The organism is Aeromicrobium sp. UC242_57, from assembly GCF_044452305.1.
GTDB lineage: Bacteria > Actinomycetota > Actinomycetes > Propionibacteriales > Nocardioidaceae > Aeromicrobium.
In genome coordinates, this window is sequence record NZ_JBIOAM010000002.1 from 408,485 (window position 1) to 420,525 (window position 12,041).

At 64.3% G+C, this 12,041-nt stretch carries 11 protein-coding genes and 3 pseudogenes; 3 read left to right on the plus strand and 11 right to left on the minus strand.

Features of this window, described 5'->3' with window-relative positions; genetic code table 11:
* Positions 1–91: 91 nt before the first annotated feature.
* The 3 genes and pseudogenes from ACHMWU_RS07170 (at position 92) to ACHMWU_RS07180 (ending at position 1,736) form a co-directional block, all read left to right on the plus strand.
* Positions 92–885 (plus strand): annotated as a pseudogene (locus ACHMWU_RS07170) (ABC transporter permease).
* Positions 886–964: 79 nt separating this feature from the next.
* Complete coding sequence (locus ACHMWU_RS07175) at positions 965–1,591, plus strand: SDR family NAD(P)-dependent oxidoreductase (protein WP_396042365.1); 627 nt, start codon at positions 965–967, stop codon at positions 1,589–1,591.
* A 4-nt stretch (positions 1,592–1,595) separates the two neighbouring features.
* Positions 1,596–1,736, plus strand: a complete 141-nt coding sequence (locus ACHMWU_RS07180) for an SDR family oxidoreductase (RefSeq protein WP_396042367.1) — start codon at positions 1,596–1,598, stop codon at positions 1,734–1,736.
* Positions 1,737–1,795: 59 nt separating this feature from the next.
* Here the strand turns inward: ACHMWU_RS07180 and ACHMWU_RS07185 are convergent, their stop codons facing one another.
* From ACHMWU_RS07185 to ACHMWU_RS07235, 11 genes and pseudogenes are all read right to left on the minus strand, one after another.
* Positions 1,796–2,017, minus strand: a complete 222-nt coding sequence (locus ACHMWU_RS07185; protein ID WP_396042369.1) for a hypothetical protein — start codon at positions 2,015–2,017, stop codon at positions 1,796–1,798.
* 75 nt (positions 2,018–2,092) lie between these two features.
* A complete protein-coding gene (locus ACHMWU_RS07190; RefSeq protein WP_396042371.1) occupies positions 2,093–2,740 on the minus strand; it encodes a 2-oxo acid dehydrogenase subunit E2 in 648 nt (215 codons plus the stop codon).
* Positions 2,741–2,768: 28 nt separating this feature from the next.
* A complete protein-coding gene (locus ACHMWU_RS07195) occupies positions 2,769–3,392 on the minus strand; it encodes a biotin/lipoyl-containing protein (protein ID WP_396042373.1) in 624 nt (207 codons plus the stop codon).
* A 15-nt stretch (positions 3,393–3,407) separates the two neighbouring features.
* Positions 3,408–4,378, minus strand: a pseudogene (locus ACHMWU_RS07200) (alpha-ketoacid dehydrogenase subunit beta).
* Position 4,379: 1 nt separating this feature from the next.
* Positions 4,380–5,495 carry a thiamine pyrophosphate-dependent enzyme gene (locus ACHMWU_RS07205; protein ID WP_396042375.1) on the minus strand — a complete coding sequence of 372 codons (1,116 nt, stop codon included), beginning with the start codon at positions 5,493–5,495 and terminating at the stop codon, positions 4,380–4,382.
* A gap of 567 nt (positions 5,496–6,062) precedes the next feature.
* Complete coding sequence (locus ACHMWU_RS07210; protein WP_396042377.1) at positions 6,063–7,088, minus strand: phytanoyl-CoA dioxygenase family protein; 1,026 nt, start codon at positions 7,086–7,088, stop codon at positions 6,063–6,065.
* 65 nt (positions 7,089–7,153) lie between these two features.
* Positions 7,154–7,549 carry a VOC family protein gene (locus ACHMWU_RS07215; protein ID WP_396042379.1) on the minus strand — a complete coding sequence of 132 codons (396 nt, stop codon included), beginning with the start codon at positions 7,547–7,549 and terminating at the stop codon, positions 7,154–7,156.
* A 183-nt stretch (positions 7,550–7,732) separates the two neighbouring features.
* The gene (locus ACHMWU_RS07220) at positions 7,733–9,058 is read right to left on the minus strand and encodes a GMC family oxidoreductase (RefSeq protein WP_396042381.1); all 1,326 of its coding nucleotides are present in this window, start codon (positions 9,056–9,058) and stop codon (positions 7,733–7,735) included.
* A pseudogene (locus ACHMWU_RS07225) lies at positions 9,018–9,350 on the minus strand (GMC family oxidoreductase N-terminal domain-containing protein); the annotation flags it as partial. The gene ACHMWU_RS07220 and the pseudogene ACHMWU_RS07225, both read right to left, overlap by 41 nt.
* Positions 9,347–10,819, minus strand: a complete 1,473-nt coding sequence (locus ACHMWU_RS07230) for an aldehyde dehydrogenase family protein (protein WP_396042383.1) — start codon at positions 10,817–10,819, stop codon at positions 9,347–9,349. The pseudogene ACHMWU_RS07225 and the gene ACHMWU_RS07230, both read right to left, overlap by 4 nt.
* A 34-nt stretch (positions 10,820–10,853) precedes the next feature.
* Positions 10,854–11,819 (minus strand): sugar ABC transporter substrate-binding protein, encoded by a 966-nt coding sequence (locus tag ACHMWU_RS07235; RefSeq protein WP_396042385.1) that lies wholly within the window; start codon positions 11,817–11,819, stop codon positions 10,854–10,856.
* Between the last annotated feature and the right edge of the window lie 222 nt (positions 11,820–12,041).

Below are 12,041 nucleotides of genomic sequence, written 5' to 3' on the forward strand. Positions count from 1 at the left end.
CCTCATCATCCTGTTCAGCATCTGGGTGCCTGAGACGTTCGCCACCGCAACGAACGCCAAAATCATCGCGGGCGACCAGGCCATCACGGCGATGCTGGCACTCGGCATCATTCTCCCTTTGGCGGCCGGGGTGTTCGACCTGTCATTCGCGGGCGTACTCGGCGTCTCCGTCGCCGTCACAGCACGCTTACAAGGCGACGGCCATGGCCCTTGGGTGGCTGTGATCGCCGCTATCGCCGTCGGAGTCCTGGTCGGCATCGCCAACGGGTTCATCGTCGTCCGGCTGCGCGTCAGCTCATTTATCGCCACTCTGGGCATGAGTAGCCTGATGGCTGCGGCCGCCTATTGGATCACCGGCGGAATCCAGCTCAGTGAGGGTTTCAGCGAGACATTCGTCGAGCTTGGTACGCGCGGCTGTTCCGGCATCCCCTACCCCTTCTACGCGATGCTGGCACTTGCGGCCGTGATCTACATCGTTCTGGAATACCTGCCGACTGGGCGGTATCTCTATGCCGCAGGCGGCAATCCTCAAGCCGCCCGGTTGGCCGGGTGCGTGTCGATCGCGTTGTCTTCGGCTCCCTGGTTGCGTCGTCCACGATTGCCGCGATTGCAGGTGTGGTGCTCGCAGCGCGCGTCGGGACGGCTTCGCCTGACATGGGCCCGTCCTACTTGTTGCCGGCCTTCGCCGCGGTGTTCCTCGGATCGACTCAGATCAAAGCAGGCCGGGTGAATGTGCTGGGCACGCTCGTGGCAATCTACCTGCTGGCCACCGGCGTCAAAGGACTGCAACTCGCTGGTGCGGCGATCTACGTCAGCGACCTGTTCAACGGTGCGGCACTGATCATCGCAGTGGCCCTCGCGGCCCGCACGGCCCGACGAGCGTAGCCACCGCCATTGCAAACGCCGACACACGGTGTGCGCAGACGGAAACGACACGTGAGAACCGACAAGCATGGAGAAGCTGATGAACGGCATACTGAAGGACAAGGTCGTCATCGTGACAGGTGGGGCGAGCGGGCTGGGACGCGCTACGTGCATCGCCGCCGCCGAACAGGGCGCCCGTGCCGTGCTGGTCGCCGACGTGCTGGCGGAGCCACGCGAAGGCGGGGAGCCGACACACACGATGGTGCAGTCGATCGGATCTGAAGGACGATTCATCGAGACCGATGTCACGAACCGATCGCAGGTAGATGCTCTGGTCTCAGCAGCCGAGGACTTCGGTGGAGTCGACGTGATGGTGGCCAACGCGGGGATCACCGTGGCCTCGGACGATGCAGACGTCAGCGAAGAGGACATCGATCGGATGATGTCGGTCAACGTCAAGGGAGTACTGCTCTGCGCACAAGCCGCGGCGCGGCAGCTGAAGACCGCCCACAAGCCCGGCAGCATCGTGCTCACTGCCAGCATGGGTGGCCTCCAAGGGTCGCCGCACACCGTGGCGTACTCGACCAGCAAGGGTGGAGTCATCGTCATGGCCAAGGCCCTGGCCGGGGCACTCGGTCCTGACGGCATCCGGGTCAACTCCGTCAGCCCAGGCCTCATCGAGACCCACATGCTCACCACCACCCCCCGGCGTCGCCGAGGCCGCTGATGGTATGCGTCAGCGCACGCCGCTGCGCCGGCTCGGTCAACCCTCTGAGATCGGCGACGTGATTGTGTGGCTGGGATCAGACCTGTCCAGCTACGTCACGGGCGCCTCGATTGTCGTCGACGGCGGGCTCACATCCGTCATCTGAGACCGCCGCCATCGATCGAACTCCGGGAAGTGAGGACGTCCACCCATACGCAGAGGCCATCACGTCGTCGTGGCCACGACCTTGAAGACGCTCGCCGATTTGTTAAGGGTCTTGGTCAGGCGTTCTACATGTCGCGCGTCATCCACAGTCGCAACGACGACCAGACACATCACCGGTTCGCCAACCGATTCGATACCCCGCACGTTGCTGACGTCGTGCGGGGTAACCCGAGCGCTGAAACGCTCCACCTGCACCGGCAGTCTGACCAGCATCTGAAGCACCCGGGCGACCTCAAGCTAGGTCATGACGCATGTATACGGTTGCGACGACGAGCTCGGCCGGGGTGTGCTCGACCGTCACACGAACAGGAACGTCTCGCCTGGATCGGATAGGAGCCGTCCTACCTCGGCCAGCACCTGGGAGCCGACAGCGCCGTCGACCAGCCTGTGGTCGAATGACATCGCGAGCTGAGTGGTCTTCCGCGGCACGATCTGACCGTCCACGACCCACGGCGTATCGCGTACCGCTCCCAATGCGAGGATCGCCGCCTCGCCCGGATTCAAGATGGGTGTGCCCGCATCGACACCGAGCGCTCCGATGTTGGTGATCGTGATGGTGCCTCGCGACATGTCCTCAGGAGGCGTCTTGCCTGAGCGAGCCGTCTGCACCAACGTGTCGATCGCGTGGGCAAGCCCCGTGACATCGAACTCGTGACAGTCCTTGATGTTGGGCACGATGAGCCCTCGCGGAGTCGCTGCGGCGATCCCGAGGTTGACGTAGTGCTTGTGCACGATTTCCTGCGCCTGCTCGTCCCACGAGACGTTAATGTCGGGGAACCGTCGGATCGCGAGTAGGAAGGCTCGGGCGACGAACACCAGGGGGGTCAGGCGCACGCCCTGCCACTCGCGATCGGCCTTGAGACGCTTGACCATGTCCATGGTGCGGGTGACGTCCACCGTCAGCCACTCCGTCACGTGCGGGGCGCTGAACGCCGACTGCACCATGGCGGCCGCGGTGACCTTGCGGACGCCCTTAATCGGTACGCGGGTCTCGCGAGAAGCGGGGGATCTGGACCGCTTCAAACGTCGTAGAGCCCACCGCTCCGGCCGCGCTCTCCACATCGGACCGCGTGATGATGTCGCCCACTGAGGGGAGCACTGTGCTCAGGTCGACGCCGAGCCGCTTGGCCAGCAGGCGCACAGGTGGCTTCGTCCGGACCTTGCCCGCAACGGACGTTCGTTCTTCCAGGGCAACTCCCAAGGCCGTGCCCTGGGTCGCGGCCGGGCGCCCTCGCAGCTTCCTGGTGCGAGGAACTGCGGCCGTCGGTGCCTTGCCGACCAGCACCAAAGGTTCCTCGTCAACGGCATTCGGTGGCTCGGCCGCGCCTGGAGCGGGGATGGGCTCGGGCTGCTTCGCAGCGACGCCATCGTCGATCGTCACGATAATCGTGCCGACATCGACGGTCGAGCCTTCTTCGACGTGGACGGCAGTGATGACGCCGGCCGCCGGCGAAGGCAGCTCAACGACGGACTTGGCGGTCTCGATATCAACCAGGGTGTCGTTGATCTGGACGGAATCACCGACGACGACGTGCCACGTGACGACCTCGGCCTCGGTCAGGCCTTCGCCGACGTCGGGCAGGGCGAACTCAAACATGATGCTGCTCGCTCTCTAGTAGGAAAGGCTGCGGTCGACGGCCTCGAGGACTCGATCGACGTCTGGCAAGAACTCGTCCTCGACGGAGGCCGGGGGTACGGCAGGTTGTAGGCACCGACTCGCAGGACCGGTGCCTCGAGCTCGTAGAAACAAGACTCCGTGATCGACGCCGCGATCTCGGCGCCGATACCGGCGAAAGTCGATGCCTCGTGCACGACAACCGCCCGACCCGATGCGGACGACACACGTTGCAGCGTCGCAACGTCCAGAGGTGAGATCGAGCGCAGGTCTACGACGCCGACGGAGTAGCCGTCCTCGGCCGCCGCCGAGGCCGCCGACAGGGCCGTCGTGACGGTCGGCCCGTGCGCGATGAGCGTGCAATCGGTGCCCTCCCGAAGCACCGCCGCCGACTCAAGCAAGTAGGGTGATGTGCCGGTGACCTCGCCCTTGTCCCAGTAGCGACGCTTGGGCTCGTAGAAGATGACCGGGTCGTCCGAGGCAACGGCCTGCTGGATCATGTGGAACGCGTCGTCGGGGTTCGAGCACGAGACCACCCGCAGGCCGGCCGTGTGTGCGAAGTAGGCCTCGTTGGACTCGCTGTGGTGCTCGACCGCACCGATACCACCGCCGACTGGGATGCGGATCACCACCGGCAGAGCGATGCGTCCACCCGACCTGGCGCGCATCTTGGCGAGCTGGCTGACAATCTGGTCAAATGCGGGATAGACGAAGCCGTCGAACTGGATCTCGCAGACTGGCCGGTAGCCGCGCAGCGCCAGGCCGATGGCGGTTCCGACAATGCCCGACTCGGCCAATGGGGTATCGACTACGCGCTGCTCGCCAAAGTCCTTCTGCAGTCCGTCGGTCACCCGGAACACACCACCAAGTACGCCGACGTCCTCGCCCATCACGACGACCTTATCGTCGCTTTCCATCGCCTTGCGGAGGCCTGCGTTGATGGCTCCGCCCAGTGTCATCGTCGTCATGTCAGGCCTCCGTCCCGAGTGCCGCCGAGTACGCCTCGAATGTCGCCCTCTCAGCCGCTAGGGGCCCGTGCGGATCGGCGTACACCCGGTCGAAGAGCTCGGCAAGATGCGCCCCGGAGATGTTCTTGCACTCGTCGCGGACGACTGCAGCGAATGCGTCGACCTCCTCGTCAAGCGCTGCAAAAAAATCGTCGCCGACCCCCGCCCCCCGTAGGAACGCCTCGGTACGAGTAAGCGGATCCTTCAGCTCCCACGACGCGAACTCTTCGTCGGAGCGGTAGCGCTTCGGATCGTCGGAGCTGCTGTGACCGCCGAATCGGTAGGTCTGCGCCTCGATCAACGCCGGTCCGCCACCCTCGCGGATCCGCGCCGCCGCGTGTGCGGTGACAGCGTGCACAGCCATGACATCGTTACCATCGACATGATAGGCGTCCAGCCCGAACCCGGCGGCACGTACGTGCAGCGGAGTCCGCATCTGCAGGCGCGTCGGCGTCGAAATCGCCCACTGGTTGTTCTGGCAGAAGAACAACACCGGCAACGAGCCGGCCGCCGCCCAGTTGAGCGCCTCGTTGACATCACCCTGGCTCGCGGCGCCGTCACCGAAGTAGACCGCCACCACCTCGTCCGATCCCTCGAGCGCTGCCCCGGCTGCGTATCCCGTCGCGTGGAGCGCCTGCGTACCAAGTACCAACGAGTAGATGTGGAAACGTGACTCAACTGAGTCCCAACCCGAGTGCGCCGCTCCACGCCATTGGCGCATCAGGTCGGCTGGGCCGATTCCACGACACAGTGCCGCGCCGTGCTCGCGATAGCTCGGGAACACCATGTCGGAGTCGCGCAGGGCGCGTATCGAGCCGATCTGGGCTGCCTCCTGCCCCGGCTCATCAGCCACAGGCTCAACTCGGCCCTGTCGCTGCAGCGCCAAAGCCTCTTTGTCGAGCCGCCGGGCACGCACCATGTCGCGGTAGAGCGCGCGAGCCAGGTCGAGATCGAGGTCGAGCGACTCACCCGACGTGGTGAGGCGGCCGTCTGCACCGATCAGCTGCACGGGCTGGTGGCCGACGCGATCGAGTGCCGAAGACGTGAACAGGTCGGGGAGGATACTCGTGTTGCTCATGGTTTCTCCTGTGCCGGTAGGCGGGGTGTGGAGGGTCCGAGCCCGAGCGGGGTGTGCCGGGAGCGGATGTCGTGCTGGGGGTGCTGGAGTAAGGGGCGGCCGCTACTCAGTGCGCGGCGGAGACCGGATTAGGCAGATGGGCTTGCCGCGAGTCGAGTGCCTCATACAGCGACGCGTCGATAACGTCGACGAGCCCCTCGTAGGTGCGCAACACCGTCGCTGCCCTTTCCGGCTCAGCGATGAACGTGGCGCTGAAGACGCGGCGTCCGTGGGCGGGCCGAGCGAGCCGGCCTCGACGACTTCCACACGGCGACGGTGCAGGACCGACGCCAGCGCAAGTAGATCACCACGGTCGCCCGCGGCCAACACGGCGACGGTAATGGCGAAGGAACGGGCAGGGCCGTCGGGCTGATGTGTTGCCATGGATGTGGCCTCATTTCTCGTGCATCCGCGAGTTGGGGGGTGTCATACCGTCCGTTCCGGATGGACCTCACCGCGCTAGACGACGTCGACCATCTCGGTTGGCACGCCTAATCCGTACCGACTTGCGTCCCCTACTCGACTAGGTCACCGCCGACATAGGCAGGGATGGTCTATTCGGCTGCGCTGTATCCACTCTGCGACTGCTATCTCGGCGACGGAGTCATGTGCCACGGGCACCGTGGACCGAGGGGCCGCGCTGATCGAGGTGTTGCTCATCAATCCGGCGCAACAGCTCGGTCTCCGGTGAGTCGTGCCAGACGGGCGGGTCACCCCGACCATTCGCAGCCAGCTGAGTCTGCTGATGTGCGGCACCTGGGGGCTGTCAGCGAACAACTCACCCGGCGTCATCTCGAATGCGTCGAAGTGACGGTGCGGCGCACCGGTATAGATGACGTCGGTGGGCATGTATCGCAGGGTGTACGCCGCGCGGCCACGAGTCGTCTGGTTGCCATTGGCGCCGTGCACCGTGAGGTCGTAGTGCACCGTCGCGTCGCCAGCCTTGAGGTCCGTGCCGCCCGCGAAGCCGTACTTGTCCTCGAGGTACGGGTACGCCTTACGGATGTCATCGCCGGGCGCGCGGCTGAAGCGACCTAGAGGCCCTTCGTTGTGCGAGCCGGGCATGAACTGCAAGATGCCCATGTCGGCGGTCAGGTCGGTCATCGCGATCCAGATCGTGAAGGCGCCCTTCCGATCGAACGGCCAGAACGGATAGTCCTGATGGAAAGGTGTTGGGCCACCTTCGTGACCTGGCTTCGTGAACGTCATGTCGTGGATGAACAAGCCTTCAGACTCGTCCAGCAGGTCGAGCGCGACGCCGGTCAGACGGGGGGACAGCGCCAGGTCACGGAACCAGTTGTCGGTCCACGCCATGCCGTCGTGACTCTGCAGGACCTTTGCGTACTCATCCGATGTCATCCACTTCTCGGTCTCTGACGGCTGAACGGGCGCTGCGTACTTTTGCACCTGCTCAAGCATCGTCTTAACGGTGTCCGCATTCAGCAGTCCCGGCAAAGGCGCCCAGCTCTGCGTGCGGAGATGTTCCAGCGTTCCCTCCGGCACCTGGTAGGCGTCGTTCAACTCGGACATCAGCTCTACTGACATGTGTTTCATCCTTCTCTTTGGCTCGGACAGGGAGTCCGAGGATCTGGTGTCGCAGTGATCAGTGCGACCGACCACTAGGAGGCGTACGAACAAAACTCGATCATGTTGCCGTCTGGGTCGGCCACGAAGTACTGACGCTTCGCCGCCGGCGAGTTCTCGAGCTCGTAGACGTCGATGCCTTGGCCGCGCCAGCCCTCAACGAGCTCGTCGAGGTCCTCGGCTCGTTCGACGGCGACGGCGAAGTGCGGATCGGCCGGACTCAGCGACGATCCGCCCCCACGCTTAAACCCGCCGGTCGTCAGGTGGATCGGCATGCCGGAGATCCTCAACCAGACGCCCTCGAATTCGAACGCCGGACGCTCGGTCTCCTCAAAGCCCAACAGGCCACAGTAGAACCCGCGAGCGACGTCGAGCTCAGTGACGCACACGCTGACGTGATCGAAACGCATGCCGTCTTTGGTGATCTTCATGCCTCGATCATGCCTATCCACTGTGACCTTGACGATGGTGATCCGAACAACTTCCACCACAGTTCCTGTCCAGTCCCACAGCCCGAGGGAGAGCGAAAATCCCCTGCAATAGAGGCACAACCACTCGAGCGCCGGGCAGGGATGAGATCCCCGCCCCAGCGCTCGACTGCCCCGAGAGCGACGTTAGCCAGCCTGAGCCTTGATTAGGTCGGCCGCACGCCACGCGAACGCGATGGTGGGCGCGTTGCAGTTGCCGGAGACCATACTTGGGAACACCGAGGCATCCACGACGCGCAATCCCTTGACCCCACGGACCCGGAGATCAGCGTCGACGACATCGTCGTCGTTAGGACCCATCGCACAGGTCCCCAGCGAGTGATAGCCCGTGGAGCCGTTCAGCAGGATGTGCCGGTCGATCTGCTCGTCGGTACTGACCGACTTACTCGGGACCGACTCGAACTCCACCAGCTCCGCCAGTGGGCTGCACTCGAGCAGCTCCCGCATTGTAAGGAAGCCCTTCCGTGTGATGTCCCGATCCTCCTGGGTCGCCAGGTAGTTCGGATCGACGGCAGGCAAATGATCTGGCGTGGGACCCGTCACGTGGACCGAGCCCGTGCTCGTCGGACGCAGCGCGTATGTCAGAAAGTTCAATCCTGACTCACGTTCGGGGATCAACTTGGAATGCTGCACTTCGTTCTCTCCAGGCGTCTCGACCGACAGAGGCGAGAGGAATGCCTGGAGCTGCGGCCGATCGCTCGACTCGTCCGCCTTGAAATAGGCAGCGAGGTCGTAGGCCGGCTGCGAGATGACACCCTGGCGAGACGCCAGGTACTTGGCACCCGTCCACCCTTGAGCCACCTTCGACCGGATATGCCGGTTATAGCCCAAATTCGGCTTGAGCCTCGCCTGCATCCCCACGGCTCGGTGCTCGCGCATCTTCTCACCCACGTTAGGGGACTCGATCCGCAGCTGGATGCCGGCCGCCCGCAGCACGTCGCCACGTCCGATGCCTGCCCGTTCCAGGGTGAGTGGGCTCTCAAAAGACCCCATGCTCAAGATCACCTCGCCTCTGGTGCGATATTCCTTCGCCCCCCCCTTGGACGTGCAGCGGACACCGACGACGCGCGTGCCGTCGAACACCAGGTCGGTCAGTTCGGTATCGGTCAGGACCCGCAGATTAGACCGACCCCGCGCAGGACGAAGGAAGGCCCGCGCCGTGCTGACCCGCGTGCCTCCCCTGGTCGACGAAGGGGCGTAGCCGATCCGCTCTTCATCACTGGCGTTGACGTCATCGACCCGCTTCCACCCCATCTTCTCGCCGGCGCCGATCATCGCCTCGCAGACAGGCTCGGTCCGCGTGGGCACGGAGACGCCCAGAGGACCACCCTGTCCGCGTGTGGCCGATCCTCCGAGCGAGTGATCCTCCATCTGGCGATAGATCGACAGGATGTTGTCCCGACCCCCAACCGGGATTGCCCAAATCGGCGATCGCGTCGAAGTCCGCGGCAAAGCCCCGGTTCCAATGCAGACCGTTGATGGAGCTCGATCCGCCGAGGACTCGGCCGCGGCCCCAGACCTCTGTCTGCTTGTTCGGCCCAAAGGGCGTCGTCTCGTACTGCTTCTTGACCTTGTCCGGCAGGTAGTAGAAGCCTTTGGGGATGAAAATCATGGGACTGCGATCCCGGCCGCCGGCCTCCAGGAGCAGGACGGAGGTCGCCGGGTCTGCGGACAGTCGGTTGGCCAGCACACATCCCGCAGACCCGGCACCGACGACGATGTAGTCGTAGGCTTCGGAGCTCATACGCTGGCTCCTGACTCAACGGCGGGGAGGACCACCTTGATGTTCGACATCTCGAGCATCCCCTCGACCCCGCCTACGCGTCCGTAGCCCGACTGCTTCATGCCTCCGTAGGGGGCCGCAAGCGAGGGGAACCGTCCGCCGATGCTGAACTGCCCCACGCGCACCTTGGACGAGACCTGGTGGGCCACGTCGGCATCCTTGGTGAAGATGGTGCCGTAGAGCCCGTACTTTGAGTCGTTAGCAATGCTGACGGCGTCATCGATGTCGTCATAACGGATTACGCTATAGACGGGACCGAAGACCTCCTCTTGTGCGATCTCCATCGAGTTCTTGACATTGGTGAGGAGCGCCGGACGCAGGTAGTAGCCGTCCGTGAGGCCCTCGGGCACATCGCCGCCGTACTCGAGCGTCGCCCCCGCGGCGACGGCCCGTTCGATGAACCCAAGCGAGCGCTCACGTACGCGTTCGGCCGCGAGCGGGCCGAACTGGGTCTTCGGGTCGAGCGGGTCGCCGATCTCGAGTGCCTCAAAGCTCTCGACCAGCCGAGCGACCAGCTCGTCATGCCGCTCGTTGGAGACAAGAATGCGTGAGCTGGCGATGCACATCTGACCCTGATTGGCCACAGCGCCGCCGACGAGTATCGGCAGCACCTCATCGAAGTCGGCGTCATTGGCGACGATCGCGGCCGTCTTGCCTCCGAGTTCCAACGTCACCCGAGCGATGCGCGAGGCGGCCACAGCAGCCACCTCGGCACCGATTTTGGTGCCGCCAGTGAAGTGCACTGCAGACACACGCTCGTGAGCGACGAGGAACTTGCTGACCTCTGCGTCCGCCGCGAAGATACTCAGCACGCCTTCCGGAAACCCGACCTCCGCGGCAGTAGCAGCGATCACGGCACCGATGAGGTAATTCTCCGGGGGCGGCTCGAGGATCACCGGGTTGCCCATGATCAACGCGGGCACTACCGACATGCCCAGACCGCTGACGGGACCGTTGTATGTGCCGATGACAAGCGTCGGACCGATCGCCTCACGATGCAGTTCGACCGCACCAGTCGCCGTGTCGCGGTGCTCAACAAACTCGATCGTGCTGGCCAGCGCCAATGCATCCTCGACGAGCACGATCCCGCTGTCCGTCATGGCTTCCGCCAACGTGAGCGGCATGCCAGTCTGACCAGCGTTGGCGGTGCTCAGCTCGTCGAACTTCGCCCGCAAAGCATCGAGCCAACGCTGAGCGAACTCGGCGCGGACCGAGGGGGCCAGGTCAGCCCAGCCACCCTCGTCCCAGACACGAGCAGCAGCGTCCACCGCGACCTGCGCGTCAGCGATAGCCGCCTCCGGGAGCAGAGCGATAGACTCGCCTGAGTGTGGGCTGGTCACCTCGAACGTTGCGTCGGTCGCCGGCTTCTGCCACCGGCTGCCGATAAACAGCTCGCGGACGTTGATGATGTCGAGTGGTACGTTTCCCATGATGCGTTCCTCCGTAGTGAGAGATGTCATTGGCTTAGTTCATCCAGAGCGCCCGGTACTCGGTCCCATCGACGACGTTTTCTCCGAAGATCTTCCGCTGCATCTCCACGGGCGAATCCACCGGATCGAGACCAAGCTCCTTGCCAACCGAGGTCGTGACCATGCGCCACGAACCGGCCAGCGCGGTCGGGTCCTCACCGTTGAGGAGACGAAGGCTCTGATAGATCATCGGGTAGGCCAGGGCGCCGAACGCCGCTCCGACGTCGGAGCTCAACTCGCCAGCGAGCAGCGGCTTGACGTACTCGGGCTGAAGATCCCACGAGCCAACCGTGATCTTGCCGTCAGGGTTGATCCGCTTCAGGGTCGAGGCGAGCGGCGTGATCATGTCGCCGTAAGCAGGCATGAGGTAGTTCAGGTCGGGGTTGCGCTGGAACAGGTTGGTGACCGCGGGAGCCAGACCGGTCGCCCACTGAGCACTCGGAACGTCAAGCTTGGTGATCTTGCAGGTCTCAGGGCAGAGCTCCTTCATGGACTTCTGCACCCCCTCGTACTGCAGAGCGGTCACGGGGATCTCATCGGCCGAGATGAAGGCGAGGTTGAGCTCGCCCTTCTTGTCACAGATCGCTTGGGCGGTCCTGGCGGCACCTCCGCCGATGTAGTCCCAGGAGACGCGGCCATCGGTTCCGGTCACTGGCGGGGTCTCGGGCTGGCTATTGACCACGTCGACGACCTTGATGCCCTTCTTCTGGGCGGCGACCATCGACTTCTCGACGAGCGCTGGGTTGAGCGCCATGTTGACGATCACGTCGGCGCCCTGGGCGACCGCTTGGTTAATGCCCTTGATCGCATTGGGGATACTGCCCTTGGAGTCGAAGAATCCCACCGTCGCACCGAGCTCCGAGGCGACCTCCTTCGTGTTGTCCACGAACTGCTCCACCGTGCCGGCGTTGTTAATCGTGACGATCCAGATCGACTTGCCCTTGAGTGCCGATCCGTCCACCTTCTCGGTAGGGGCCTCACCGATGACGGAACCCGTGGCCTTCGCCGCGGCCTCGCAAGCTTTTCGTCGTGGCCGCGGCGGCAGCCTCCGCGTTGTCGGAAGAGCTTCCCGCCTCACCGCCCGAACCGCTACCACCACAAGCTGCCAGGAGCAGGGCGAGCGAACTGACGACGGCGACAGAGATCACCCGCTTGGGACGACAACTCGGGCTAGCTCCCCTGA